This window comes from Streptomyces sp. SYP-A7185, assembly GCF_046103685.1.
GTDB lineage: Bacteria > Actinomycetota > Actinomycetes > Streptomycetales > Streptomycetaceae > Streptomyces.
The window spans coordinates 7,075,240-7,101,933 of the sequence record NZ_CP122310.1; the positions used below are offsets into that span (position 1 = coordinate 7,075,240).

24 protein-coding genes and 1 pseudogene are annotated in these 26,694 nt (G+C 73.0%); 5 read left to right on the plus strand and 20 right to left on the minus strand.

Features of this window, described 5'->3' with window-relative positions; genetic code table 11:
* Positions 1-27: 27 nt before the first annotated feature.
* Positions 28-1,149, plus strand: coding sequence for a hypothetical protein (locus QBL25_RS31015; protein WP_409060240.1), 1,122 nt, complete (start codon positions 28-30; stop codon positions 1,147-1,149).
* Positions 1,150-1,230: 81 nt separating this feature from the next.
* On the opposite strand, the gene QBL25_RS31020 is transcribed toward QBL25_RS31015, so the two are convergent.
* The 5 genes from QBL25_RS31020 to QBL25_RS31040 form a co-directional block, all read right to left on the minus strand.
* Positions 1,231-3,363 carry a 3-hydroxyacyl-CoA dehydrogenase NAD-binding domain-containing protein gene (locus tag QBL25_RS31020; protein WP_409060241.1) on the minus strand — a complete coding sequence of 711 codons (2,133 nt, stop codon included), beginning with the start codon at positions 3,361-3,363 and terminating at the stop codon, positions 1,231-1,233.
* Complete coding sequence (locus tag QBL25_RS31025; protein WP_409060242.1) at positions 3,360-4,586, minus strand: thiolase family protein; 1,227 nt, start codon at positions 4,584-4,586, stop codon at positions 3,360-3,362. Before QBL25_RS31025 ends, QBL25_RS31020 begins: the two co-directional genes overlap by 4 nt.
* A 209-nt stretch (positions 4,587-4,795) precedes the next feature.
* On the minus strand, positions 4,796-6,079 hold the full coding sequence (locus QBL25_RS31030; RefSeq protein ID WP_409060243.1) for an HRDC domain-containing protein: 1,284 nt from the start codon (positions 6,077-6,079) through the stop codon (positions 4,796-4,798).
* Between the two features lie 78 nt (positions 6,080-6,157).
* Positions 6,158-6,820, minus strand: a complete 663-nt coding sequence (locus tag QBL25_RS31035; protein WP_160507754.1) for a response regulator transcription factor — start codon at positions 6,818-6,820, stop codon at positions 6,158-6,160.
* Positions 6,821-7,081: 261 nt separating this feature from the next.
* A complete protein-coding gene (locus QBL25_RS31040; RefSeq protein WP_409060244.1) occupies positions 7,082-7,750 on the minus strand; it encodes a DUF3000 domain-containing protein in 669 nt (222 codons plus the stop codon).
* Positions 7,751-7,934: 184 nt separating this feature from the next.
* Between QBL25_RS31040 and hemE the strand changes: the two genes are divergently transcribed.
* Positions 7,935-8,942: a uroporphyrinogen decarboxylase gene (gene hemE / locus QBL25_RS31045; protein WP_409062833.1), complete on the plus strand. Its 1,008-nt coding sequence runs from the start codon at positions 7,935-7,937 to the stop codon at positions 8,940-8,942.
* A gap of 120 nt (positions 8,943-9,062) precedes the next feature.
* Here hemE and QBL25_RS31050 read toward each other — a convergent pair whose 3' ends face one another.
* Both QBL25_RS31050 and QBL25_RS31055 read right to left on the minus strand, forming a co-directional pair.
* A complete protein-coding gene (locus QBL25_RS31050; protein WP_409060245.1) occupies positions 9,063-10,457 on the minus strand; it encodes an FAD-dependent oxidoreductase in 1,395 nt (464 codons plus the stop codon).
* 37 nt (positions 10,458-10,494) lie between these two features.
* Entirely contained in the window at positions 10,495-11,454 is a 960-nt protein-coding gene (locus QBL25_RS31055) for a DUF4349 domain-containing protein (protein ID WP_409060246.1), read from the minus strand.
* Positions 11,455-11,596: 142 nt separating this feature from the next.
* Here QBL25_RS31055 and hemG point away from each other — a divergent pair, with 142 nt between their 5' ends.
* The 3 genes from hemG to QBL25_RS31070 all read left to right on the plus strand — a co-directional run bounded on the left by hemG (position 11,597) and on the right by QBL25_RS31070 (position 14,337).
* The gene (gene hemG / locus QBL25_RS31060) at positions 11,597-13,048 is read left to right on the plus strand and encodes a protoporphyrinogen oxidase (RefSeq protein ID WP_409060247.1); all 1,452 of its coding nucleotides are present in this window, start codon (positions 11,597-11,599) and stop codon (positions 13,046-13,048) included.
* A gap of 4 nt (positions 13,049-13,052) precedes the next feature.
* Entirely contained in the window at positions 13,053-13,772 is a 720-nt protein-coding gene (hemQ, locus tag QBL25_RS31065; RefSeq protein WP_409060248.1) for a hydrogen peroxide-dependent heme synthase, read from the plus strand.
* Positions 13,773-13,962: 190 nt separating this feature from the next.
* Positions 13,963-14,337 (plus strand): RNHCP domain-containing protein, encoded by a 375-nt coding sequence (locus QBL25_RS31070; RefSeq protein ID WP_359349703.1) that lies wholly within the window; start codon positions 13,963-13,965, stop codon positions 14,335-14,337.
* A gap of 18 nt (positions 14,338-14,355) precedes the next feature.
* Here the strand turns inward: QBL25_RS31070 and QBL25_RS31075 are convergent, their stop codons facing one another.
* The 13 genes and pseudogenes from QBL25_RS31075 to QBL25_RS31135 form a co-directional block, all read right to left on the minus strand.
* Positions 14,356-15,975 carry an alpha/beta hydrolase gene (locus QBL25_RS31075; RefSeq protein ID WP_409060249.1) on the minus strand — a complete coding sequence of 540 codons (1,620 nt, stop codon included), beginning with the start codon at positions 15,973-15,975 and terminating at the stop codon, positions 14,356-14,358.
* Between the two features lie 97 nt (positions 15,976-16,072).
* Positions 16,073-16,834, minus strand: a complete 762-nt coding sequence (locus QBL25_RS31080) for a TIGR04222 domain-containing membrane protein (protein ID WP_409060250.1) — start codon at positions 16,832-16,834, stop codon at positions 16,073-16,075.
* A gap of 187 nt (positions 16,835-17,021) precedes the next feature.
* Positions 17,022-17,756: pseudogene (locus tag QBL25_RS31085) on the minus strand (DUF4142 domain-containing protein); the annotation flags it as partial.
* 134 nt (positions 17,757-17,890) lie between these two features.
* Entirely contained in the window at positions 17,891-18,847 is a 957-nt protein-coding gene (locus QBL25_RS31090) for a TIGR04222 domain-containing membrane protein (protein ID WP_409060251.1), read from the minus strand.
* Between the two features lie 13 nt (positions 18,848-18,860).
* Positions 18,861-20,363, minus strand: a complete 1,503-nt coding sequence (locus QBL25_RS31095; protein WP_409060252.1) for a DUF692 domain-containing protein — start codon at positions 20,361-20,363, stop codon at positions 18,861-18,863.
* Positions 20,364-20,472: 109 nt separating this feature from the next.
* Complete coding sequence (locus QBL25_RS31100; RefSeq protein WP_409060253.1) at positions 20,473-21,237, minus strand: DUF4142 domain-containing protein; 765 nt, start codon at positions 21,235-21,237, stop codon at positions 20,473-20,475.
* A gap of 86 nt (positions 21,238-21,323) precedes the next feature.
* The gene (locus QBL25_RS31105; RefSeq protein ID WP_409060254.1) at positions 21,324-21,968 is read right to left on the minus strand and encodes a TIGR03086 family metal-binding protein; all 645 of its coding nucleotides are present in this window, start codon (positions 21,966-21,968) and stop codon (positions 21,324-21,326) included.
* On the minus strand, positions 21,965-22,441 hold the full coding sequence (locus QBL25_RS31110; RefSeq protein WP_409060255.1) for a hypothetical protein: 477 nt from the start codon (positions 22,439-22,441) through the stop codon (positions 21,965-21,967). The genes QBL25_RS31105 and QBL25_RS31110 overlap by 4 nt, the downstream gene beginning before the upstream one ends.
* A gap of 168 nt (positions 22,442-22,609) precedes the next feature.
* Positions 22,610-23,335 carry a TetR/AcrR family transcriptional regulator gene (locus tag QBL25_RS31115; protein WP_409060256.1) on the minus strand — a complete coding sequence of 242 codons (726 nt, stop codon included), beginning with the start codon at positions 23,333-23,335 and terminating at the stop codon, positions 22,610-22,612.
* 10 nt (positions 23,336-23,345) lie between these two features.
* Positions 23,346-24,158: an aminoacyl-tRNA hydrolase gene (locus QBL25_RS31120; protein ID WP_409060257.1), complete on the minus strand. Its 813-nt coding sequence runs from the start codon at positions 24,156-24,158 to the stop codon at positions 23,346-23,348.
* Between the two features lie 120 nt (positions 24,159-24,278).
* Positions 24,279-24,455 (minus strand): hypothetical protein, encoded by a 177-nt coding sequence (locus QBL25_RS31125; protein WP_409060258.1) that lies wholly within the window; start codon positions 24,453-24,455, stop codon positions 24,279-24,281.
* A gap of 84 nt (positions 24,456-24,539) precedes the next feature.
* A complete protein-coding gene (locus QBL25_RS31130; RefSeq protein ID WP_409060259.1) occupies positions 24,540-25,460 on the minus strand; it encodes a polysaccharide deacetylase family protein in 921 nt (306 codons plus the stop codon).
* Positions 25,461-25,624: 164 nt separating this feature from the next.
* A complete protein-coding gene (locus QBL25_RS31135) occupies positions 25,625-26,641 on the minus strand; it encodes a GlxA family transcriptional regulator (protein WP_409060260.1) in 1,017 nt (338 codons plus the stop codon).
* Between the last annotated feature and the right edge of the window lie 53 nt (positions 26,642-26,694).

The following is a 26,694-nucleotide window of genomic DNA, read 5'->3' on the forward strand; positions in this document are numbered from 1 at the left end:
CACTCGTAGGAAGGTCCGCGCCGAGCCATGCCGCAGAGGTCCGCCCCCAGACCCGAGCGGGAGTCCTCCCGCGTCACGGCCGCCACCGCCGACCACGTGGCGATCGGCACCCTCGCCACCGGCCGCTGGCTGCTGCGCGGCAAGGACGGCAGGCTCACGGCGTACGCCCGCTCGGCGAACGGCCTGCTGCGCTGGACGGAGACCCGCCCCGGCGGCCCCGACTGGACGGGCCCCGACCTCTTCGACGCGTCGCACCTGACCCGGCTGACCCTGGCCCAGGGCGCCGACGGGTACGTCCACTTCATCGCCCTGCGCAAGCAGCCCAAGGAGGGCGGCGGCACGGAGGTCGACGTCGTGCACGCCGTGCAGTACCAGTCGGGCCGCCCGCTCATGGACTGGCGCTCGCTCGGCAACCCGCACACCAAGCTCGTCGAGCGCGCCCCGCACCTCGGCGCCCCCACCGCCGCCGTGGACGCCGCCGGCACCGTCCACGTCTTCGTGCGCGACGCGGTGAACAGCGTCCGGCTGCGGCGCGAGGGCAAGGGCGGCAAGTGGGAGGGCTGGAAGGACTTCAAGGTCCGCGAGGTCCTCGACGGCATCACGGCGCTCGCCACCTCCACGGGCCGGGTCGAGGTCTTCGGCCCGGCGGAGAACAAGACCCTGCACTGGACCCAGGACGAGCAGGGCGCCGACTTCCAGCGCACCGGCGACATCCCGCTGCCCCCGGCCCCCGGCTCGGGCGCGGCCCTGGAGACGGCCCCCGACCGCCTCACGTACTACGCCACCGACGCCCGCGGCGGCAGCGTCCTCGCCCACCGCTGTGGCGACGAGCACACGCGACCCCTCGGCGGCACCCCGGACACGGGCCACACGGCCGCCGTCCGCGCGACGATAGAGGGCCACGACTGCACGGTCCTGGCCCACCGGGGCCAGGACGGCCGCCCCGTCATCGCGGCCTACCCCACCGAGGACGAGAAGGCGGGCGCCTGGTGGGCCGAGACGGGTGAACCCTGCCTGGGCTCCCCGTCGTTGGCGCTCGACGCGCGGGGCCGCGTCGTCCTGGCGACCATCGGCCTCGACGGCACCCTGCGGCTCGCGCGCCAGAAGGCGGAGTCGGGCCTGGCCCTCGACGCGTGGACCCGCGCGTAGGGCGCCCCGCGGGCGTCCCGCGCAACGACCGATGCCCGGCAGACCGCAAGGCCTGCCGGGCATCGCCCGTACGGAGAGGTGCTACGCGGGAACGCTGGCCACGCCCGGCGCCAGGAACCGCTTGCCGTAGACGCGCTCGCTGACGCCCTCACGGTCCAGGTACGGCGTGATGCCGCCCAGGTGGAAGGGCCAGCCCGCACCGGTGATCAGGCACAGGTCGATGTCCTGCGCCTCGGCGACGACGCCCTCGTCGAGCATCAGGCCGATCTCCTGCGCCACGGCGTCGAGCACGCGGTCGCGGGTCTGCTCCTCGGTCAGGACGGTGTCGCCCTGCTTGAGGAGAGCGGCGACCTCGGGGTCGAGCTCCGGCTTGCCGGAGTCGTAGACGTAGAAGCCGCGCTTGCCGGCCTTGACGACGGCGGCGAGGTTCGGGGACACGGTGAAGCGCTCCGGGAAGGCGCGGTTCAGGGTCTCCGACACGTGCAGACCGATGGCGGGGCCGACCAGCTCCAGGAGCACCAGCGGCGACATCGGCAGACCGAGCGGCTCGACGGCCTTCTCGGCGACGGCGACCGGGGTGCCCTCGTCGATGACGTTCTGGATCTCGCCCATGAAGCGGGTGAGGATGCGGTTCACGACGAACGCCGGGGCGTCCTTCACCAGGACCGCGGTCTTCTTCAGCTTCTTGGCGACACCGAAGGCCGTGGCCAGCGAGGCGTCGTCCGTCTGCTCGCCGCGCACGATCTCCAGGAGCGGCAGGATCGCGACCGGGTTGAAGAAGTGGAAGCCGACGACCCGCTCGGGGTGCTTCAGCTTCGACGCCATCTCGGAGACCGAGAGCGAGGAGGTGTTGGTGGCGAGGATCGCGTGCGCCGGGGCGACCGCCTCGACCTCCGCGAACACCTGCTGCTTGACGCCGATCTCCTCGAAGACGGCCTCGATGATGAAGTCGGCGTCGGAGAAGCCCTCGGCCTTGTCCAGGACACCGGAGACCAGGCCCTTGAGGCGGTTGGCCTTGTCCTGGTTGACGCGGCCCTTGAGGAGCAGCTTGTCGATCTCCTCGTGGACGTAGCCCACGCCCTTGTCGACGCGCGCCTGGTCGATGTCGGTCAGGACGACCGGCACCTCGAGGCGGCGCAGGAAGAGCAGCGCGAGCTGCGAGGCCATCAGACCGGCGCCGACGACGCCGACCTTGGTGACCGGGCGCGCCAGGTTCTTGTCCGGGGCACCCGCCGGGCGCTTGGCGCGCTTCTGGACGAGGTTGAACGCGTAGATGCCGCTGCGCAGTTCGCCGCCCATGATGAGGTCGGCGAGCGCCTTGTCCTCGGCGTCGAAGCCCTTCTGGAGGTCGCCGTCCTTGGCGGCCTCGATGATCTCCAGGGCGCGGTAGGCGGCCGGGGCCGCACCGTGCACCTTGGAGTCCGCGATGCCGCGGCCCCGCGCGACGGCCGCGTCCCAGGCCTCGCCGCGGTCGATCTCGGGGCGCTCCACCGTGAGCGAGCCGTTGAGGACGGAGGCCGTCCAGACCAGCGACTGCTCCAGGAAGTCGGCGCCCTCGAAGAGCGCGTCGGCGATGCCGAGCTCGAAGACCTGCTTGCCCTTGAGCTGGCGGTTCTGGTTCAGCGAGTTCTCGATGATGACCGAGACCGCGCGGTCCGCGCCGATCAGGTTCGGGAGCAGCGCGCAGCCGCCCCAGCCCGGTACGAGACCGAGGAAGACCTCGGGCAGCGAGAAGGCCGGGAGCGCCTTGGAGACGGTGCGGTACGAGCAGTGCAGACCGACCTCGACACCGCCGCCCATCGCGGCGCCGTTGTAGTACGCGAAGGTCGGCACGGCGAGCCCGGAGAGGCGCTTGAAGACCTCGTGGCCGCCCTTGCCGATGGCGAGCGCGTCCTCGTGACGCTTGAGGATCTCCACGCCCTTGAGGTCGGCGCCGACGGCGAAGATGAACGGCTTGCCGGTGACACCGACGCCGACGATCGTGCCCTCGGCCGCCTCCTTCTCGACCTGGTCGATCGCGGCGTTCAGGTTCGCCAGCGAGCCCGGGCCGAAGGTGGTCGGCTTGGTGTGGTCGAAGCCGTTGTCGAGCGTGATGAGCGCGAAGCGCCCGGCGCCCGCCGGCAGGTCGAGGTGGCGTACGTGCGCCTGCGTGACGACCTCGTCCGGGAACAGCTCGGCCGCGCCCTTCAGAAGCTCAGTGGTGGAGCTGCTCACTTGTCGCCTCCGGCGTCCTTGTGGTTCGGGTTCTCCCAGATGACCGTGGCGCCCATGCCGAAGCCGACGCACATCGTCGTCAGGCCGTAGCGGACGTCCGGCTGCTCCTCGAACTGCCGCGCCAGCTGCGTCATCAGACGCACGCCGGAGGAGGCGAGGGGGTGGCCGTACGCGATGGCGCCGCCGTACTGGTTCACGCGCGCGTCGTCGTCCGCGATGCCGTAGTGCTCCAGGAAGGCCAGCACCTGCACGGCGAAGGCCTCATTGATCTCGAAGAGACCGATGTCGGAGATGGACAGGCCCGCCTGGGCGAGCGCCTTCTCCGTGGCCGGGATCGGGCCGTAGCCCATGACCTCGGGCTCGACACCCGCGAAGGAGTACGACACGAGGCGCATCTTGACCGGCAGGCCGTTCTCGCGGGCGAAGTCCTCGGAGGCGATGATCGACGCCGTGGCGCCGTCGTTGAGGCCCGCGGCGTTGCCGGCGGTGACGCGGCCGTGCGTACGGAACGGCGTCTTGAGACCGGCGAGGCTCTCCAGGGTGGTGCCCGGACGCATCGGCTCGTCGGCGGTGGCGAGGCCCCAGCCGGTCTCACCGGCCTCCTCGTTCGTGCGGCGTACGGAGACGGGCACCAGGTCCTGCTGGATCTTGCCGTTGGCGTACGCCTTGGCGGCCTTCTCCTGCGAGCGCACGGCGTACTCGTCGGCGCGCTGCTTGGTGATCGTGGGGTAGCGGTCGTGCAGGTTCTCGGCGGTCATGCCCATGAAGAGGGCGGACTCGTCGACGAGCTTCTCGCTCACGAACCGCGGGTTCGGGTCGACGCCCTCGCCCATGGGGTGGCGGCCCATGTGCTCGACGCCACCGGCGATGACGGCGTCGTACGCACCGAACGCGATGGAGCCCGCGGTCGCCGTGACGGCGGTCAGCGCGCCCGCACACATGCGGTCGATGGAGTAGCCCGGCACGGACTGCGGAAGCCCGGCCAGGATCCCGGCGGTGCGGCCCAGCGTCAGACCCTGGTCGCCGATCTGCGTGGTCGCCGCGATGGCGACCTCGTCGATCTTGGCGGGGTCGAGGGCCGGGTTGCGGCGCAGCAGCTCCCGGATGGCCTTCACGATGAGGTCATCCGCACGGGTCTCGTGGTAGATGCCCTTCGGGCCCGCCTTGCCGAACGGGGTGCGGACGCCATCAACGAAGACGACGTCCCTGACGGTACGAGGCACGATGGCTCTCCTCCAGGGTGCGGGTGCGCCTGGCGGCGCGCTTCCGGGTTCCATGCTACTTGTCGGTAACTAGGCTGCCCAGCCCTGCCTCGGGGAGGCGAAGGTCACACTTGCCCTGCGGGGCCTCGGGGGCCGGACGCGGAACCACCCACCCGCTTGCCCCCGTGCTGCGGGGGAGTGGGTGGGTGGGAGGGAGGCGTCCGCCGGCGTCAGGCCGGGGCGGCGGTTTGGGTGAGGGCGGTGACCAGGGCCGGCGTCACCTGGGCGATCTGCCAGCGCCGCGCCCCGTGCGAGGCCAGCGCCGCCGCCACGGACTCCGCGTCCACCTGAGCCGGAGGCTCCCAGCAGACGCGCCGGACGGTGTCCGGAGTGATCAGGTTCTCCTGCGGCATGTTCAGCTCCTCCGCCAGGGAGGAGACGGCCGCCCGCGCGGCGGAGAGCCGCGCCGCCGCGGCCGGGTCACGGTCCGCCCAGGAGCGGGGCGGCGGCGGCCCGGAAACGGTCTGCCCGGGCTGCGGAAGCTCCGAGTCGGGCAGGGCCTTGGCCCGGTCCACCGCGGCCTGCCACTGCTCAAGCTGGCGCCGCCCCATGCGGTGCCCGAACCCGGGCAGCGCGGCCAGGGCGTGCGCGTTGGGCGGCAGCCCCAGCGCCGCCTCCACGATCGCGCCGTCGCCGAGCACCTTGCCGGGCGACACGTCACGCCGCTGGGCCACCTTGTCCCGCGCGGTCCACAGCTCCCGTACGACCGCCATCTGGCGCCGGCGGCGGACCTTGTGCATGCCCGACGTACGCCGCCAGGGGTCGACCCGCGGCGGCGCCGGCGGCGCGGAGGAGATCGCGTCGAACTCCTCGCGGGCCCACTCCAGCTTGCCCTGCCGGTCGAGCTCCTTCTCCAGGGAGTCCCGCAGGTCGACGAGCAGCTCGACGTCCAGCGCCGCGTACCGCAGCCAGGGGTCGGGCAGGGGCCGGGTCGACCAGTCGACCGCCGAGTGCCCCTTCTCCAGGACGAAGCCGAGCACGCCCTCGACCATCGCGCCGAGGCCGACCCGGGGGAAGCCGGCGAGGCGCCCGGCGAGCTCCGTGTCGAAGATGCTGGTGGGGATCATGCCTATTTCGCGGAGGCAGGGCAGATCCTGCGTCGCGGCGTGCAGCACCCACTCCGCGTCGGAGATCGCCTCACCCAGTCCGGAGAGGTCGGGGCAGGCGACGGGGTCGATGAGGGTGCTGCCCGCACCCTCACGGCGTAGCTGTACGAGATAGGCCCGCTGGCCGTACCGATAACCGGACGCACGTTCGGCGTCCACGGCCACAGGGCCGGTGCCCGCCGCGAACGCGGCGATCACCTCGGCGAGGGCGGTCTCGTCGGCGACCACCGGGGGAATGCCGTCGCGCGGCTCGTCCAAAGGGATCGGCGCCGTTTCGACGTCGTCCGGAGGGCCGCCTCCGGTGGTTCGCAGTGATCTGTCTGCTGCGGTCTCTTGGGCGTCGGTCACCTGTCAAGGGTATCTGTGTATGCACGGCGCCCGTCGACGGAACGTTCCGTCGACGGGCGCACGAGGGGTGTAAATGAGTCAGTGGATGATTCCGGTGCGCAGGGCCACCGCCACCATCCCGGCACGGTCACCCGTGCCGAGCTTGCGCGCGATGCGGGCGAGGTGGCTCTTCACGGTCAGGGCGGAGAGCCCCATCGAGACACCGATGGCCTTGTTCGACTGACCCTCGGCGACGAGGCGGAGGACCTCCACCTCGCGGCCGGACAGCTCGCGGTACCCACCGGGGTGGCTGGGTGCGCCCGGCGGGCGGCGGTGCATTCGGGCGGCGGCCGAGCCGATGGGCGCGGCGCCGGGACGGGTGGGGAGACCGACGTTGTTGCGGGTGCCGGTGACGACGTAGCCCTTGACGCCGCCCGCGAGGGCGTTGCGCACGGCGCCGATGTCGTCGGCCGCGGAGAGGGCCAGGCCGTTCGGCCAGCCCGCCGCGCGGGTTTCTGAGAGGAGCGTCAGGCCGGAGCCGTCGGGGAGGTGGACGTCTGCGACGCAGATGTCACGGGGGTTGCCGATGCGGGGACGAGCCTCCGCGATCGACGAGGCCTCGATCACGTCGCGAACACCGAGGGCCCACAGGTGGCGGGTGACGGTGGAGCGGACGCGCGGGTCGGCCACGACGACCATGGCGGTCGGCTTGTTCGGGCGGTAGGCGACCAGGCTTGCGGGCTGCTCGAGGAGAACGGACACCAGGCCTCCTGGGGTGCGGGACTGAACCGGCTCGGGGATGAAGCCGGGACGAACCGTGCTTTCAAGGTCACCAAGGTCTTCGGCACCAAACCCGCCCGCCTTTAGAGAATGATCACGATTTGGTGAGTAACAATTCGGGCGATTCGGACATGCGATCGATCATCCGAAGATCAACCCGAATCGCAGTCGTTCAGAATCGCTCATCCGCGTGATCGTCCCCGCGCACCCGCGCCCCTCCCCGGTGCTCCCGCGCGCCGCCCGCTACGGCGTCTGCGGCCCGCGCCGCTGCGGCAGCGACACCACGGAAGCGTCCCCGCCGTGCCCCTGGTTCACCGGCGGCAGCCCCGCCACCTGGCAGAGCAGATCGCACCAGGCGGCGAGATGCGCCGCCGTGTCCGGCACTCCGCCGTGCCCCTCGCGCGGTGTCCACGAGGCCCGGATCTCGATCTGTGACGCGGGCGGCCGCTCGGAGAGCCCGCCGAAGTAGTGCGAACCCGCACGCGTGACGGTGCCGCTCGGCTCCCCGCACGCCAGACCGCGCGCCTGAAGCGCGCCCGTCAGCCACGACCAGCAGACCTCGGGCAGCAGCGGATCGGCCGCCATCTCCGGCTCCAGCTCCGCGCGGACGAGGGTGACCAGGCGGAAGGTGCCCTGCCACGCGTCGTGTCCCGCCGGGTCGTGCAGCAGCACCAGACGTCCGTCCGCGAGGTCCTCGTCGCCTTCGACCACCGCCGCCTCCAGGGCGTACGCATACGGGGCCAGGCGCTGCGGAGGCCGCGTCGGGTCGATCTCGATCTCTGGCCGAAGCCGTGCCCCGCGCAGCGCGTCGACCGCCGCCCGAAAGGGCAACGGAGCCGAATCCGCCACCTTCCCCTCCGTACTTTCCATCTCGCCAGCGCCGTCCGACCGTTGTCCCTGAGCCGCAGCCATGCGGGGAAGATTAAGGGGAACGGCGGCTTCGCGCAGGGAGAGACACCCGTGAGAGGGGCCCCGGTCAAGGCAGAGTGTCCCTCGGGGCGGGGCGCGGGCGGGCCCGTGCGAGACTTTCCGGGTGAGCGCCAACAACAGCAGCCCCGCGGGCCAGCAGAACGCAGCGACGTACGACTCCGCTTTCATGAAGGCCTGCCGGCGCGAGCCCGTGCCGCACACGCCGGTCTGGTTCATGCGGCAGGCGGGCCGCTCACTGCCCGAGTACCGCAAGGTGCGCGAGGGCACGGCCATGCTGGAGTCCTGCATGATGCCGGAGCTGGTCACGGAGATCACGCTCCAGCCCGTGCGCCGCCACAAGGTCGACGCCGCGATCTACTTCAGCGACATCGTCGTGCCCCTCAAGGCCATCGGCATCGACCTCGACATCAAGCCGGGCGTCGGCCCCGTCGTCGCCAACCCCATCCGCTCGCGCGCCGACCTCGCCCAGCTGCGGGACCTCACGCCGGACGACGTGAGCTACGTGACGCAGGCGATCGGCATGCTGACCGCCGAGCTGGGCCCGACCCCGCTCATCGGATTCGCCGGAGCGCCTTTCACTCTCGCGAGTTACCTGGTCGAGGGCGGTCCGAGCCGTAACCACGAGCACACCAAGGCGCTCATGTACGGCGACCCGCTGCTCTGGGCCGACCTGCTCGACCGGCTCGCGGAGATCACCGGCGCCTTCCTCAAGGTGCAGATCGAGGCCGGCGCGAGCGCCGTGCAGCTCTTCGACTCCTGGGTGGGCGCGCTCGCCCCCGCCGACTACGAGCGCTCGGTGATGCCCGCGTCGCAGAAGGTCTTCGACGCCGTCGCGCCCTACGGCGTCCCGCGCATCCACTTCGGCGTGGGCACCGGCGAACTGCTCGGTCTGATGGGCGAGGCCGGCGCCGACGTGATGGGCGTCGACTGGCGCGTCCCGATGGACGAGGCCGTGCGCCGCGTCGGTCCCGGCAAGGCGCTCCAGGGGAACCTCGACCCGGCGGTCCTCTTCTCCACGCGGGAGGCGGTCGAGGCCAAGACGGACGAGGTCCTGGACGCCGCCGCGGACCTGGAGGGGCACATCTTCAACCTCGGCCACGGCGTCCTGCCGACCACCGACCCCGACGCGCTGACGCGGCTCGTGGAGCACGTCCACACCCGCACCTCACGCTGACCGCGCACTGACGCAACCGTTTCGTAGTTGGCTGAAAATCTCGCCTGAATGTGCCGGGTGAGGAGGGGGCCGGGGCGTGTCGCACCACGCGTCCGGCCCCCTGCCTCTCCCGTGCCCGCGTCAGCGCGCCCCCGACGCGGCGTCCCGCACCGCCGCCACCGCCTTGCGCGCCGCCACCAGGACCGGGTCCCACACCGGCGAGAACGGCGGCGCGTAGCCGAGGTCGAGTGCCGTCATCTGGTCCACCGTCATACGGGCCGTCAGGGCCACCGCGGCCACGTCGACGCGCTTGCCCGCGCCCTCGCGGCCGACGATCTGCACGCCCAGCAGCCGCCCCGTCAGACGCTCGGCGATCATCTTCACGGTCATCGGGGCGGCGCCCGGGTAGTAGCCCGCGCGGCTCGTCGACTCGATGGTCACCGGCACGTACTGGAGGCCGGCCGCCCGCGCGTCCTTCTCGCGCAGCCCCGTACGGGCGATCTCCAGGTCGCAGACCTTGCTGACGGCCGTGCCGACGACCCCGGGGAAGGTCGCGTAACCCCCGCCCACGTTCGCGCCGATGATCTGGCCGTGCTTGTTGGCGTGCGTGCCGAGCGCGATGTGGCGCTCGCGGCCCGAGACCAGGTCGAGCACCTCGACGCAGTCGCCGCCCGCCCAGATGTTCTCGTGGCCCCGCACCCGCATCGCGAGGTCGGTGAGCAGCCCGCCGTACTCGCCCAGCGGAAGGCCCGCCGCGCGGGCGAGCTCCGTCTCGGGGCGCACGCCGATGCCGAGCACCACCACGTCCGCCGGATATTCCGCGTCCTCGGTGGCCACCGCCCTGACCCGGCCGTCGTCACCGGTGAGGATCTTGGTGACCTCGGCGTCGTTCACCATCTCGATGCCCATGCCGGACATCGCGTCGTGGACCAGGCGGCCCATGTCCGGGTCGAGCGTCGACATCGGCTCCGTGCCGCGGTTGACGACCGTGACCTCGTAGCGCCGCTGGATCAGGGCCTCGGCCATCTCGACGCCGATGTAGCCCGCGCCGATGACGACCGCCCTGCGGCCCTCCGTGTCCGCCAGCGTGTCCAGGAGCGCCTGGCCGTCGTCCAGGGTCTGCACGCCGTGCACGCCCGGGGCGTCGATGCCGGGCAGGGCGGGCCGGACCGGCCGGGCGCCGGTCCCGATCACGAGCTTGTCGTACGACGTCCAGCCCTCGGCCCCGGACTCCAGGTCCCGCGTACGGACCCGGCCGCCCTCGGCGTCGATCTCCATGACCTCCGTACGCATCCGCAGGTCGATGTCGCGGGCCCGGTGCTCCTCGGGCGAACGCGCGATCAGCTCGTCCCGCGAGGGGACGTCGCCACCGACCCAGTAGGGGATGCCGCAGGCCGAGTACGACGTGAAGTGGCCGCGTTCGAACGCGACGATCTCCAGCTCGTCCGGGCCCCTCAGCCTGCGTGCCTGTGACGCGGCGGACATGCCCGCCGCGTCACCCCCGATGACCACCAGTCGCTCTCTCGCGCTACTCATACGGACACGCTACGACGCTGCGGCAGTTGACGGCCCGCTACTCCTCGTCGCCCTCGCGCGCCGGTGCGGCGGGAGCCGCGGGGGCCGCCGCCACGGCCGGCCGGCGCGGCAGCCGGGGCCGCACCAGACGCTGCCAGAGCAGGAACAGCAGCACCGCCACCGCCACGAACGGCAGCATCGCGCCGATCACCACGGCCAGCCAGCGCAGCATCGTCACGAAGGCGTCCCAGCCGCCGGACAGCGCGTCCAGGAACGTGGGGTCGTCGTCGGCCGGGTCCGCCTTCTTCACCGCCGTCTCGGCGAGCGAGAGCGTGATGGTGGACATGCTCGTCCGCTCCTTGAGCGAGGACTGCTGGGCCAGCAGCGCCTCGAGCTCGGACTGACGGGAGCTCAGTTCCCCTTCCAGGGTCACCACGTCGCTCAGCTTGGTCGCCTTGTCCATCAGCTCCCGCACCCGCGCCACACTCGCCCGCTGCGACTTGACGCGGCTTTCCACGTCGACGACCCGCTCGGTGACGTCCTCCGCCTTGGCCCTGCGCTCGATCAGCTTGCCCGTGCCTTCGAGGGACGCGAGCACCTCCTCGTACCGGTCCTGCGGGACGCGCAGCACGATGCGGGAGCGCTCGTGGCCCCGGTCGTCGCGGTCCGTGGTCTCGTCACCGACGACGCCGCCCGCGTCGGCGGTCACCGAGCGCGCCTCCTCCAGGGCCTTCGGCACGTCCTTGACGCGCACGGTCAGGGTGGCCGTGCGGATGATGTGGGTGCCGGTCAGCTCCGGCGGCTTCTTCTTGCCGGACTGGTCCGCGCCGCCGCCTCCGGCCACCCCCTTCTCGTCGGAGCCGCCCGCGTCCTGCCGGGCGCCGCTGCCCGCCGCCTTGTCGTTGTCGCCGCTGTCGCCGCCGCCCGCGCTGCACCCGGTGAGCGCGAGGGCCGCCGCGAGCAGCAGCGCGAAGAGTGCCTGGACCGTGCGGTGCCTCGACGTGCTGGACGCGTACATCTCGACGTACCCCCCGAAGGTCGTGGTGTCTGTTGCTCCTTTGACGCCGGGGCGGGCCGGAACGGTGGTTGCCGACCGGTTCCGATGGGGTCACGGTCGGGACTCGCACGGCTCGCCGAGCGGCGGCTCGTAGAGTGGGGCCATGCGCGAAACGGACACACGAACAGGCCATGTCGTCGTCATCGGTGGCGGGATCGCCGGACTGGCCGCCGCCCACCGATCGCTCGGCACCGGAGCCCGTGTGACCGTCCTGGAGGCCTCCGGCCGGCTCGGCGGCAAGCTGCTGCCCGGCGAGATCGAGGGCGTCCGCGTCGACCTCGGCGCCGAGTCGATGCTGGCCCGCCGCCCGGAGGCCGTCGCCCTCGCCCGCGAGGTGGGCCTCGCCGACCGGCTCCAGCCGCCCGCCACGGCCACCGCCGCGATCTGGACCCGCGGAGCCCTGCGCCCGATGCCCAAGGGCCACGTCATGGGCGTCCCCGGTGACGCCTCGGCCCTCTCCGGAGTGCTCTCCGACGCAGGGCTGCGCCGCATCGAGCAGGACCGCGACCTGCCGCCCACCGAGGTCGGGGACGACGTCGCGGTCGGCGAGTACGTGGCCGCGCGCCTCGGCCACGAGGTCGTCGACCGCCTCGTGGAGCCCCTGCTCGGCGGCGTGTACGCGGGCGACGCCTACCGCATCTCCCTGCGCTCGGCCGTCCCGCAGCTCTTCGAGGCCGCCCGCACGCACACCTCCCTCACGGAGGGCGTCCGCGCCCTCCAGGCCCGCGCCGCCCGGAACCAGCAGACCGGCCCTGTCTTCATGGGCATCGAGGGCGGCGTGGGACAACTGCCCCTCGCCGTCGCCGACGCGGTACGCGCGCGTGGCGGCGAGATCCTGCTGAACTCCCCGGTCGACGGCCTGCGCAAGACCCGGGACGGCTGGGAGGTGCACGTCTACGGGCGGCACCTGGCCGCCGACGCGGTGATCGTCGCCGTGCCCGCCTACGCCGCCGCCGCGCTCCTCGGCGCCGAGGCCCCCGCCGCCGCGGCCGAGCTCGCCGGCATCGAGTACGCCTCCATGGCCCTGATGACCCTCGCCTACCGCCGCGGCGAGACCGACCTCCCCGAAGGCAGCGGATTCCTCGTGCCGCCCGTCGACGGGCACACCATCAAGGCCTCCACCTTCGCCTCGCGCAAATGGGGCTGGATCGCCGACGAGGACCCCGACCTGCTGGTCCTGCGCACCTCGGTGGGGCGGTACGGCGAGACGGAGATCCTGCGGCGCGACGACGCCGAGCTCGTCGCGCTCTCCCGGCACGACCTGCGCGAGGCCACCGGCCTGACCGCCGAACCCGTCGCCACCCGCGTCACCCGCTGGCACGACGGCCTTCCGCAGTACCCCGTCGGCCACCACGCGCGCGTGGCCCGCGTCCGCGAGCACGTGAGCAAGCTGCCCGGCCTCGCCGTGTGCGGAGCCGCGTACGACGGAGTGGGCATCCCCGCGTGCATCGCGAGCGCCCACGCGGCCGTCGACCAGCTGGGCGGTGACCTGGCCGGTGTGCAGGAGCTCACCCGCAACCCGGTGCAGAGCCTGCACGGCGGCGGAGGAGAATAGGGCCATGAGTGACGACGCCCCCGCCAAGAGCCCGAACGCGGGCAAGAAGGCCAAGGACCTCAACGAGGTCATCCGCTACACGCTGTGGTCCGTCTTCAAGCTCCGGGACGTGCTCCCCGAGGACCGCGCAGGCTACGCCGACGAGGTCCAGGAGCTGTTCGACCAGCTCGCCGCCAAGGACATCACCGTCCGCGGCACGTACGACGTGTCGGGCCTGCGCGCCGACGCCGACGTCATGATCTGGTGGCACGCCGAGACCGCCGACGAGCTCCAGGAGGCCTACAACCTCTTCCGCCGCACCCGGCTCGGGCGCGCCCTGGAGCCGGTCTGGTCGAACATGGCGCTGCACCGCCCCGCCGAGTTCAACAAGTCGCACATCCCGGCCTTCCTGGCCGACGAGACGCCGCGCAACTACATCAGCGTCTACCCCTTCGTGCGCTCCTACGACTGGTACCTCCTGCCCGACGAGGACCGCCGCCGCATGCTCAAGGACCACGGCATGATGGCCCGCGGCTACCCCGACGTGCGCGCCAACACCGTCGCCTCGTTCTCCCTGGGCGACTACGAGTGGATCCTCGCCTTCGAGGCGGACGAGCTGTACCGCATCGTCGACCTCATGCGGCACCTGCGCGCCTCCGAGGCCCGCATGCACGTCCGCGAAGAGGTGCCGTTCTACACCGGCCGCCGCAAGTCGGTCGCCGACCTCGTGGCGGGCCTGGCGTAACCCCGCTTTCCGCGCAGGGCGGGCGCGGCAGCCGTAATTCGGTTGCCGCGCCCGCCCTGTGCGCGTTTCATCGAGGGGTCGAGACCGACACAGCCATGCCGAGAACGGAAAGACGGTGCGTGTATGCCCAGGGCCCCGCGGATCAGCTCGAAGTCAGCCCGTTCCGCGACGCACTGGAGTCACTCCCACCATGTCCCGCAACACCTCTCGGCGGGCCCGCACTGAAGCGCGCGCCCAGTCCTTCCGCTGCCTGCAGTGCGGTCTCGACGTCTCGATGACCGCCCCCGGCACCGACCACCGCAACCACTGCCCGACCTGCCTGTGGAGCCGTCACCTCGACGACACCCCGGGCGACCGGGCCGCGGAGTGCGGCGCCCGGATGGAACCCCTCGCCATCTCCGTCCGCGGAGACGGCGAATGGGTCCTCGTCCACCGCTGCACCCACTGCGGCGTCCTGCACGCCAACCGCACGGCGGGCGACGACAACGCCCTGCCGCTGACCCGGCTCGCGGTGCGCCCGCTGGCCCAGCCGCCGTTCCCGCTGGAGCGGCTCGGCGCGCTGTGACCGGCTGAGCCCCGTCGGCTAGCGCTCCTTGGGGAGAGCCGCCGCCCGCGCGCCGGACAGCGGCTCGGGCTCCTTGTGCGGTGCGCACGCCGCGCGCCGCACGGGGAGCCTGCCCTCCAGGAGATAGGCCTCCATGTGGCCGTTGACGCACTTGTTGGGGCCCGCGGCGATGCCGTGGGTGCCCGCGTCCCGCTCGGTCACCAGGACCGACCCGCCCAGCCTGCGGTTCAGCTCCTGCGCGCCCGCGTACGGGGTCGCCGCGTCCCGCTCGGCGGCCAGGATCAGCGTCGGCGCCAGCTTCCCCTCGTCGGCGCGCACGTCCACGGGCTGCTGCCGGGCCTCGGGCCAGTAGGCGCACGGCAGGTTCATCCAGGCGTTGTCCCAGGTCTCGAAGGGCGCGACGCGCGCCAGGCGCGAGTTGTCGCGGTTCCAGGTCCTGAAGTCCGTCGGCCAGGGCGCGTCGTTGCACTCGACGGCGGTGTAGACGGCGTTGCCGTTCTCCTGCTCCTTGGCCGCCTTCGGCTCGGGCCCCGCCTGCTCGATCAGCGGCTTCGGGTTGCCCTTCACGTACGCGGCGAGCGCCGACGCGCGCGCCGGCCAGTAGTCGTCGTAGTACCCGGCCTGGAGGAACGCCGACTGGAGCTGACCGGGGCCGACCTTGCCGCCCGCGGGCTTGGCCGCCAGCTCGTCGCGCACCTTCTCGTAGCTGCGCAGGACCGCTTCGGGCGTCTTGCCCAGGTGGTAGGTCTTGTCGTGCTTGGCCACCCACGCGCGGAAGTCGCCCCAGCGGTGCTCGAAGGCCGCCGACTGGTCGAGGTTGTTGGCGTACCAGATCTGCGCGGGGTCGGGGTTGACCGCCGAGTCGAAGACCATGCGGCGCACGTGCGTGGGGAAGAGCGTCGCGTACACGGCGCCGAAGTAGGTGCCGTACGAGGCGCCCATGAAGGTCAGTTTCCGCTCGCCGAGCGCCGCCCGCAGCACGTCCAGGTCACGGGCGTTGTTCAGGCTCGTGTAGTGCCGCACGGCCGTGCCCGAGCGCTTGACGCAGCCCTCCGCGTACGCCTTCGCCTGCTGGACGCGCTTCAGCTTGTACGCGGTGTCGGGATGGGTCGGCGACTGCGTCGGGGCCTTGGCGAACTCCTTGGGGTCCTGGCAGGAGATCGGCGCCGAGCGGCCGACGCCGCGCGGGGCGTAGCCCACGAGGTCGTACGCCGCCGCGATGCGCTTCCACTCCGGCAGCATGCCGACCATCGGGAAGTACATGCCGGACCCGCCGGGACCGCCCGGGTTGAACACCAGGGCGCCCTGCCGCTTGACGGCCTTGCCCCGCCGCGGCTCGGCCCGCTCGGTGGCCTTGGTGCGGCTGACGGTCAGACGGATCTGCTTGCCGTCCGGGTGCGCGTAGTCCAACGGCACCGAGACCGTGCCGCACTTGATCGAGGGGGGCAGGTGCTCCGCCGCCGGGCAGGCGCCGAAGCGGATGCCCGCCGCCTGCGCGCGCTGCGCCGCGACCTGGGTGCCCTGCGCCTCCGGGTGGGTGAAGACGTCGGCCGCCGACGCTCTTCCCGTGGGAGCGGCGACGAGTGCGGTCAGGACCAAGGATCCGGCGGTTCCGTAGAGGGCGGCTGCTGCTCTCATCGCTCTCCATCCCTTCATTCGGCCGTGTGTTGCTCGAACAAAAGGGATGATTCGTTCGGTAAAAGGCGAAGTAAAGCACCGCCTCGCCGGTTTCGGCTCAATGACCCCGATGCGCCGCATCCCGGTGTGCGAACGCCGCACGCAGGTCCGGATCGGCGAGGGCGCGCGTCCCGCGTACGGCGACGGCGGTGAGGTCGCAGCCGCCGCGCGCCGGCAGCGCGCTCAGCAGGAGCTGACCGGCGGGCGAGGCCCAGCGGGGATAGGGGTGGATCTCGAAGCGGGCGACCGCGAGGCAGCTCGCGTTCAGGACCAGGGGCAGCGCGAACCAGAGCGCGACGGGCACCTCTCCCCGCGGCTCCTGGGCGGGCATGAGGAGCGCGACGGCCCCGAGGGCGAGCACCGCGGCCGAGGCCGCCCGCACCTGCCGGACGGCTCCCGCGACCCCCGACCAGGTGCCCTCCGGCAGGGCGAGTCCCGCCGCCACGAGCCGGTCGGCGAGGGCGCGCATCGCCTCCGTGCCGGCCGCCGCCCGGCGCACCGGCGCTATCGGCGACTGCCCGCCGGGCCCTATCGCGCCGAGCACGGACCGCTCCATGTCGTCGCCGCCCACGGGGTCCACGACCGTCGCCCAGCCGGTGTGCGCCAGCAGCAGGCGCCGGGCGCGGGCCATCGACACCAGGGTGAGGTCGGCGACGCGCGCGGGGCCTCCGGAGAGGAACGCGGCCTCGTAGAGCGTCAGTTCATGACCGCGCCCCGGGGTGGGCCCGCGCCGGGCGGTGCGGTACGCGGTGAGACAGAGCCGGGCGCAGGACAGACCCGTGACGACCCAGGCCACGAGAAGGAGCGGAAGCCAGAACATGCCGGTGTTCTATGCGAGGGCCGCGGGGTGGCGCCACGGGTTATCCACCATGCGGACGCGCGGTCGCGGGTACGTCACGTTCCGCTTTGCCGCGGGCCTTCTCCTTGCCGCTCTCCTCGCCTCTGCCGTCCTTGCTGTTCTTGCCGTCCTTGGGGCGTTCCGGCTTCGTGGGCTCCGCGGTCTTCGTGGGCTTGGGGCGTGCGGCCGGCGGCGGCAGCGAGAAGGTGGGGGAGGGCGTGACCGGGTTCGCGGGGTCGGGGGACCGGGCCGGGCCCGGCGGGGCGGGGGAGCGGGTCACCGGCACGGGGGCCGTCGATGCCGCGTCGCGCGCCAGCTCGTCGAAGTCGACGAAGCCCGTGTCCTCAAGGACCGTGATGTGGTCGAGGACCGTCGTGTTCGCGTCGTCCGCGAGCGCGCGCACCAGCGAGTTGCGGGTGGTCGCGCGGACCTCGGCGACCACGGAGAACACCTTGCCGTGGGCGGCCCGCAGGATGTTGGCGAACTTCTCGTCGTACGCGTCGCCCTGCGCGTCGCTCAGCTCGTCGAGCCAGGCCCGTTGCTGCGAGGTCGGCTGGTTGGGCAGTTCGAGACGCAGCCGTGTCGCCACCTCGCGCACCCGCGCGTCCAGGAAGGTGTGGCCCTCGACGAGATGCTCGCCCGCCGTCTGCACCGCCTTGGTGGTGCCGCGCGTCTCGGCCTGCTGCCCGGCCGGAAGTTCCCAGAGGCCCGCGAGCCGCACCTTGGTGATGAAGTCCCGGTCGAGCGCGGAGAGCGGGCCGAACTCCGTCGACACCGTCTCCGCGTCGAGTCTGTCCACGCCGGTGCCGGACCTGTCCTCGTACGACCAGACGGGGAAGAGCAGCGCGGCCAGGGTCGCGACGAGTCCCGCGACGACGAGGCCGGTGCCGTTGATGGATCGCATGACGCCTCCTGTTGCGGCACCGCACGTTAGTGCGCCGCGGTAGGGCGCCAGCGGGATACCGCCCGGAGTACGTCAGCTGCCGTACCGGTAAGGGGCATCGGATGCGGGGCGGGCGCTGTCCGCACGGCGGGGAGCTAGGAACTGCCCCCTCCGCCACCCCCGCAGCCGCCACCGCCGCCTCCTCCGCCACAGGAGGAGCCGCCCCCGCAGCCGCCGGAACCACCGCAGCCCGAGCCGCCGCACGAACCGCCGGCCCCGCCTCCGCACCAGGCGATCGTGCCCGAGCCGGAACCGGCGTACGACGACGTCTGTGCCGCGTGCCCCGGCTTGACGCGGCGCGCGGCCTGCAACTGGGCCTGGAGCTCGGGGTCGAGGACGCCGACGAGACCCTCCACCGCCACGCGGTGCGCCGCGGTGCCGGGCGCGTGCGCGCCCGCGGCGCGGTACTCCGCGAGGGCGGTCCGGCCCGTGGCGGTCACCCGGGTCCGGGTGGCGCGGCTGCCGAGCCGGCCGACCAGGACGCCGAGCAGCCAGGCCACGATCAGGGTGATGGTCGCCGCGCTCACGGGGTCCCACGAGGGGCCGTCGCCGTCCTCGACGGCGATGACGGCGATCACGACGAAGAACCCGACGACGCTCAGTGCGTGGTGCCGGAGCGTCCGGCGGCGCAGCCGGGCGAGGGCCTCGGGGCGCACGAGCAGACCGCGCCGGGCCAGCGCGTCGCCGATCTCCTGGACGGCGGGGCTGCGCATCACGCCGATGCGCAGCCGGTGCAGGGCTCCGCTCGGCGCGTCGGCCCCGGCCTGGAGCACCGCGGCCTCCACCGGGTTGCGCGCCTCGGCCGTCCGGATCTCGACGATCCCGGGGAACGCGACGACCAGGCCGCCGTCCTCGTGCAGGGCCGCGATCGCGGCGTCGGCGACCCTGCCCGGGCCGCCGGCGAGGAAGGCGGCCTCCAGGGGGTCGAACACGGCTCCGTGCCGGGCGTCGGGCTGAGCGGGCGCCGCCTGCCGTATGCGGGCGGCACCCAGGAGGAGACCGGCCGACGAGGCGGCGACCAATGCGGCGAAACAGAGGGAGAGGATCTCCATGACCGCCGCCGTCCTATCCCCGGCGCAGCGCGAACCGCGCCGCCCGCAGCCACCGTGTGACCGGCCGCCCGTCCGGCGGCACGGGCCCGGACCGGTCGAGCCACCACCGGGTCAGCCTGCCGCGTGCCTCGGCGTCCTCGGGCTGCCCGGCGAGCAGCAGCCGCTCGGCGAAGTCCAGCGCGTCCCGCCGGTATCCGCCGGACATCGGCCGCGCCTGGGCGTACGCGAAGAACTCCGCGCGGTAGCTGGCGCCGAGGATCTGCGGCAGCTCGGGCGCCACCTTGGCCACCACGTCCGCCCGCTTGCCGGTCAGCGCCCGGCTCTGCACGGTCAGCCGGGCCCGGTCGAAACCCTCGGGCGCGGGCGTGCCGGCCACCAGGGCGGACAGGAGAGCGGTCTGCGCGAGGGCGAGACGCTGACGGGCGGGGGAGGAGGCTTCGGGGGTGTCGGGGTCGTCGGGGTCGTCGGGGCCGTCGGGGTCGTTGGGGGCTGAGGCGGTCTGCGCGGTCTGCGCGGCCGGCGCAGTCTGTGGTGTCTGCGTGGCCTGCGTCGTCTGTGCGGCTGGGGAGGCTTGGTCAGCTGGTGCGGCCTCAGCGGCTCGTACGGCGTGTGGGGTGGCGGTGGCTGTGGTGGCGGTGGTGGCTGCGTTGGTGGCGGTGACGGTGGCGCTCTCGCCGGAGACGGGTGCGGGGGCCTTCGTGCGCACCCGCTGCCGTATCGCGTCCAGCTCCCGCTCCAGCTCCCCGGGTGCCGGGAAGTTCTCGTCCCGCTCCAGCAGGACGCCCGGCGGGCTCACCCGCCCCGCCAGGTCCGACAGGATCGCGAGGACCGGCTCGGGGACGGGGTGGGCGTGGCTGTCGTGCCAGACGCCGTCCCGCTCGAAGCCGCCCGCGACGTGGACGTACGCGATGGCCTCGACCGGCAGCTCGTCCAGGGCCTTCGACGGGTCCTCGCCGCGGTTGACGTGGTTGGTGTGGAGGTTCGCGACGTCGATGAGGAGACGCACGCCGGTGCGCTCGACGAGCTCGTACAGGAACTGTCCCTCGGTCATCTCCTCGCCGGGCCAGGAGATCAGCGCCGCGATGTTCTCCACGGCGAGCGGCACGGGCAGCGCGTCCTGGGCGATGAGCACGTTCTCGCACAGCACGTCGAGCGCGTCGCGGGTGCGCGGTACGGGAAGCAGGTGGCCCGCCTCCAGGGGCTGCGAGGCCGTCAGCGGGCCCCCGGCGCGTACGAACGCGATGTGCTCGGTGACCAGGGGCGAACCGAGCGCCCGCGCGCGCTCGGCGAGCGCGGCGAGGCGCGTCTCGTCCGGGCGTTCCGCGCCGCCGAGGCCCAGCGAGACCCCGTGCGGCACCACCGTGACACCGCGCTCGCGCAGCCGCAGGAGGGAGTCGGGGAGGTGCCCCGGGCACAGGTTCTCCGCGACGGCCTCGACCCAGTCGATGCCCGGCATCCGCTCCACGGCGTCCGCGATCTCCGGACGCCATCCGATTCCGGTCCCCAAGTGCTTCATGTTCCCCCTCCTCCGCCAAGACCCCGCGTCGTGCCCGTGTCTTGTGAACGTGTGCAGAGGTCATGGCCCCGCCGCGGGCCGCCGAACCCCTGGGGGAGGACGTTCAGAGCTACATTTGAGGTTCCGGCCGGTTCGTGTTGACTTCTCCCGGCGGGGCGGGCGAGGGCCGCGAGGTGGTGGACACGTCGCCGGTCGGGCCCGCCGCCGGAGGCACCGGGGGGACGCCGGAGGGCGGCGGGGGGCCGCTGGGGCTGGCCGTGGCGGTGGCGGCGCCGCCGTTCGCGATCTCGTCGAAGTCGACGAGGCCGGTGGCCTCCAGCATCGTGATGTGGTCGAGGACCGTCTGGTTCGCGTCGCTGGCCAGCTGCCGGATGAGCGTGTTGCGGGTGCTGTCCCGCACCTGTGCGATCACGCTGAACACCTTGCCGTGCGCGACCCGCAGCAGGTTCGCGAACTTCCGCTGGTATTCCATCCCTTCGGCCTCGGTCAACTCCTGGAGCCAGCCCTGTTGTTGGGCGGTGGGCTGGTTCGGCAGCTCCACGCTGAGCTGCGCCGCGACCGCGCGGGCCCGCTTGTCGAGGTCCGTGTGGCCGACGATCAGATGGTCACCTGCCTCCTTGATCGCCTCGGTCGGCGCGCGCTCCACGGCCTGCTGGCCCGCGGGCAGCTCCCAGAGCCCGGCCAGCCGCACCTTGACCAGCAGATCGCGGTCGGCCGCCGAAAGGGGGCCCCACTGGGTGGCCACGGATCCGGCGGCCAGATTGGCCTGCCCCGTTCCCGAACGGTCGGCGTAGGACCACATGGGGAACGCGAGCGCGCCCAGTGTGACCACGAGTGCCGCGATGATCAGAGCCGTGCCGTTGATGCGCCGCAATGTGCCGTGCCTCCCTGCCCGTCAACCTGCCGTGGAGGCAAGCTACTTCCTGGTACCGGGAGATACGGAAGATGCGTGCGTGATGTTCAACGCTTTGCCGGACCCGTGTGTGACGTCGGCGACCATGCGGGCGAGCGGCCGAGGAGGGCCAGCGTCTCCTCCAGCGGGGAGGCGTCCTCCGGCGTGGGCAGTACGGGAGCGAACGCGGCCCCCGGTCCCCGGCGTTCGGGGTCCTTCGGCACGCGGCGGGCGATCTCCAGCGCGGCCCTGGCGACCGGCGGGGGGAAGCCCGGTTCCTCGGCGCCGACGGCCTTCGCCACGTCCCAGGAGTGCACCACGTGGTCCAGGAAATGGAAGCCGACGGCGATGTGCCCCGAGACGGTGGCCCCGATCTCGGGAAGCGTGAACCCCCGTTCCATGACGCCTTCTTCGGCGAAGGCGGCCAGCACGTGCCGCACGGACTCGTCGTACACCTTGAACGGATCACGGCCGAGTTCGGGAGCGATCCAGTACGTACGGTCGGCACCGGCTCCCCGTGCCGCCGCGGCGAACCCGTGGTGCTGCGCTGCCATGTGTGCCACGAGATCGCGCAGCGTCCAGCCGGAGCAGGGGGAGGGGCGCTCCCAGTCGCCGTCGCGGGCCGAGCGCAGGAGGCGGAGGGATTCCCGGACGGCGGTGCGGTCGAGCGCGAGGAGGTCGGTCGGGTCGGTCAGGTCGGTCGGGTCGGTCATGAGGTCTTCGGGCCTTCCTTGGGGTGAACGGCCGCTTCGGGCCAGGCGGTTGAGGCGGGCGCGGTGAGCAGGGCCTGCGCGGAGGCCCAGATGGCTGCCGGGTCGTCGGGCCGGTCCACCGGCCAGGAGGTGGCGCGCATCGCGCCCCGGTTCTGGTGGGCGCGGACGATGCGCACGTGGTCGGGGCGCCGGACGAACGCGTACAGCGACCGCTCGTCGGTCCAGACCGAGACGGACCCCGAGCGCTTGTGCCACGGGTCGATCCAGAGCCACATGCCGACGGCGCCGGACGTCTCCGGCCAGCGCCTGCGCAGCCGCAGTCCCGACAGGGCGATGGGAACCGCATCGGTGTGCCGGTGGGCGGTGAACTCCGTGACGCTCACCAGGGCGGGGCCCGGCGCGTGCGTCGCCGCGGGGCCCGCTTGCCAGGACGTCCGCGCGATGGTGCGCGGGTTGGGCGGGAAGGAAGGCATACCGCGAGCATAAATCTAAACGAACGGTCGTGCTACTTGTTTCGCGGAGTTGTTTCGGCCGTCCGGTGGGGCGATCACGGCCCGTTTGGTGGGCGATTGCGCGTCCGCCCGGTGGGGCGATTGCGCGCCCATCCGGTGGGGCGATTGCGCGAACGTCTGGTCGGCCGCTCAGGAGAGTGGTCGCACCGACGACGGGTTCGTGGCCGCCAGGCGCAGGCGGGCCGTGATGGCGGTGGCCGCCCTGCGGTAGGCGTCCGGCTCGTCGTGCAGCACCGAGTGCGAGTTCGCCGTCTCCATCAGGGCGATCAGCTCGAAGGCGAGCTGGGGAGCGTCGGTGTCCGGGTGCAGCTCGCCGGCGTCGCGGGCCTCGGCGACGTGCTGCTCCATCCGGCCGGTCCAGTCGCGGTTGGCGCGGGCCAGGGCGTCGTGCACCGCGCCCGGCCGGGCGCCGAACTCGGCGATCACCCCGTAGAAGAAGCAGCCGCCGGGGAAGACCCGCTGCTCCGAGTAGTCGAGCCAGCGCGCGCACAGCTGCCGGACGCGGTCGAGGCCGGGCGGGGTCTGCTCGGCCGGTTCCACCACCGTGTCCAGGTAGATGCGGCCCGCCGCGCGGACGGTGGCGAGCTGGAGCTCCTCCTTGGAGCCGAACAGCGCGAAGACACCGCTCTTGCTGAGCTTCAACTCGGTGGCGATCCGGCCGACGGAGAGTGCGTCCAGGCCCTCGACCGAGGCGATGTCGACCGTGCGGCGCAGGACGAGGCGCCGGGTCTGGTTGCCGCGCTCGACGCGTCCGTCGACCTTGGCGGTACCGGTCGCGCCCGCGCTCGGGGCCGTTCCCGTTCCGGCGCCCGCTCTCGCCCCAGCGTCCTCGCTCACGCCGAGCTCGCTCGCCATGCCGGTCTCCTCAACGCCGTACTTCGTCGATGTCTCGCCGTACATCCTCCCCCGCGCGCTCGCGAGGGTGGTCCTGTCGGCGCAACGCGGGGTGGTCGGCGACCACGGTGCAGGAACCGGGGGCGATCTCCGTGAAGCCCGCGTCGCGCACCACCGGCAGGCCGCTCGCCGTCAGTTCGCGCCAGCGTGCCGCGTCCGGGGTGCGGACGGAGAGCGGGAAACCGGCGTCCCGCCAGGCCGCGCGCTCCTCGTCCGACAGCTCCCACCAGGCCAGTTGGGCGCCGTGCCCGGCCTGAGCCATCGCCTTGCCCGCCGACATGCCGACGTCGGGGCTCATCCACAGGACGGGCGCGGTCGTGTCCGCGGGCGGTACCGCCTCGGGATCGTCCAGGTCCGTGCCGGAGACCTGGAGCCGGGCGAGGTCCTTGGGCCAGCCGTCCAGCGGCACCGGCGGGAAGACGCGGACCTCCGCCGACTTTCCGGTGACCGTGATGCCCGGGAGCGCCTCGGCCCGCCGCCACTCGGCGCCGCGGGCCCGCCGCACCACCTTGCGGATCCGGGCGTCCTGCCAGTCCCGCATGGCCTGCGCCCACGCGCCGTCGCCGAGGGACCGCTTGTCGGCCAGCATGACGAGCACCGCACGGGCCGCGGTCTCCAGGGCGTCCGTACGGTGCGGGGGCTCGGCGCGCTCGATGCGCGCCACCAGCGGCAGGACGTACTGAGGTGCCTCGTCGCGTGGCGTCGGCTCCGCGCGGAAGGGGCTGTCCTGGGGGTCTGGGGTGTCCTGCTGCGGGGAATTCCCGGCGGACTGGTCGCTGCTCACCCACCCATTTTGCCAGGCGGAAGATCGGACCCGGCAGGGGCTTTTCCCACCGGCCAGGCGCGCCCACGCGGCCGCGGATCATGCGTCGGGATGCCCGGTCCGGCGTACGTCCCGGGACGCTCAGCCCGAGCAGGCGGTGCGCTGTGCCTCGTGCCACTCGCACACGGGGCACAGCGTCACGCCCTTGTGCGTCTCCGGGTACTCGGTCGGCTCGCGGCACAGCACGCACTCGGCGAACGGGCCGTCGACGGTGTCCGCGGCTTCGGCGGCTTCGGCTGATTCGGCGGTGGAGTCCATGGGAGCCAGCCTATCCGCGGCCGTCCAGAGCGACCGGCGGGCGGCGACCCGTGACCGGCCGTGCCTGTGCGTGCCTGTCCGTGCCTATCCGCGCGTACCGGCCGCCCTGATCTGCTCCGACACCCGGACGAACCTGAAGCCGCGCTCGCGCAGCTTCGGGACGATCTTCCGCAGGGCGCGCTCGGTCGTGGGAGCCGCGCTGCGCGTGCAGTGCATGACGACCACCGAGCCCGGGCGCACCTCGTCGAGGACCTGCCGGGCCACGGCGTCGGCGTCCGTCGCGAAGGCGTCGCCGCTCACCACGTCCCACTGCACGGCCGTGACCCCGCCGGGTGCCAGCGCCCGCAGCGCCCGCTTGTCGTAACAGCCCCCGGGGAAGCGGAAGTACGGCACCTGATGCTCGACGCCCGCCTTGCGGAAGGCGGCGAAGGCGCGCTCCACGTCGGCGCGCATGCGGGAGGCGGGGACGGTCGGCAGGCCGTAGCAGCGCTCGGTGAAGGCGTAGTGGCTGTAGGAGTGGTTGGCGACCTCGAAGAGCGGGTCGCGGCCGATGTCCTTGGCCTGCGCCGGATACTCCTCGGCCCACCGCCCGGTCATGAAGAACGTCGCCGGCACCTTCAGCCGCCGCAGCGTCGACACGAGGGCCGGATGGTCGAACCGCTCGCCCGACGCGGCGCGCGGCCCCTGGTCGGCGGTCATGTCGGCGTCGAAGGTGAGCGCGACGGCGGGGGCGGCGGACGCCGGGGTGCGGGGAGCGTTCTTGAAGACCGGGGTGAGCCCCGCGGGGCCGGGCGCGAGGGTCGCGGGGCGGGGCGATGCGCTCGCCGTGGCGCGTGCGCTCTGCGCTCCGGAGCCGCTCGGCTCGGAAACCGTGCCGCAGGCGGCGAGTGCGGTGAGGGTCAGGGCGCTCAGGGCACGGGCGGCGGTCGCTCGCCGTGCTCTCGGCCGCCGCCCGGGGGCGGCCGACGGTCTCTGCGCGGTCGGCGTGCGTGTCAGGACGTTCATCCGGCGAACGTATAGGCATAAAAAGGATGAAATGGTGAGGCGAGGGTCGCGCGGCCCCACGCCGCCCCGGACGGCCGAACCGCCTGCCGCGCCGTGCGCCGCTCACCGGTCGGACGGCATCGCCCGCCCACCGGGCAGCTCGGCCCGGTCGCCGGACGGGCCCCTCACTCCTCGGACGGCGGGCCGGAAGCCCGCTCCGGCCAGGTGAGCCCGGCGACCATCGAGCGGAAGGCCGCGCGGTAGGTGCTGGGACTCGTGCCCGTCAGGCGCTGGAAGTGGTGGCGCAGGTTGGCGGGCGTGCCGAGGCCGGTCCGCGCCGCGACGCGCTCCACCGGCTCGTCGGTGCGTTCCAGGAGCCGCTGGGCCCGCTGGACGCGCGTACGGAGCAGGTACTGGAGCGGGGTCAGGCCCGTCTCGGCGCGGAATCGGCGGGTCAGGCTGCGGACGCCGAGCCCCGCGTGCGCGGCGATCTCGGTGAGCGTCAGCGGGTGGTGCAGATTCGCCTCCATCCACCGCGTGGTCGGCTCGATGCGGCTGCCGGGCAGGGTGACCGCGTTGAACACCGCGTCGGCCGCGCCGTCCGTCGCGTGGGCGGCGGTGGGGGAGTGGAGCTGGAGGAAGACCTGCCGCTCGGTCTCGATGGCCACGGGTTCACCGTGGTCCAGGGTGATCAGATGCAGGCAGAGGTCGATGCCGCCGAGGACCCCGGCAGCGCTGTGGAAGGGCCCGTCCGCCACGACCGAACCGTCGGGGTCGACCTCGGTGCGGGGGTGCAGCTCGGCGAGTTCCGCCGTGTGCCAGCGGCTGGTGGCGGCGCGGCGTCCGTCGAGGAGTCCCGTGGCGGCGAGCGTGAACGTGCCGGTGCCGACGGCCCCGATCCGGCAGCCGCGCGCGGCGGCGGCGCGCAGGGCCTCTGCGACCTCCGGTGCGGGCGCGTCACGGAAGCCCGCGTGCCCCGGCAGCAGCACGGTGTCGGCGCCGTCGAGTCCGTCGAGACCCCAGTCGGCCTCGACGCGGAAGGGGGCGGGCGAACCCGTGGCCCGGAAGCCGGGCCCGGTGCAGATCCGCAGGTCGTAGGCGATGGTCGGGTGATGCCGCGCCGCGGTGGCGAAGGCGAGCGCGGGCGCGGTGAGTTGGTGCCCGGGAGTCCCGTCGAGGGCGAGGACGGCGATCACTGACATGTCCAGAATTTAGCCGAGGGTGACATCGAGGAGCCTGTTCCGGGCCCGGAGCC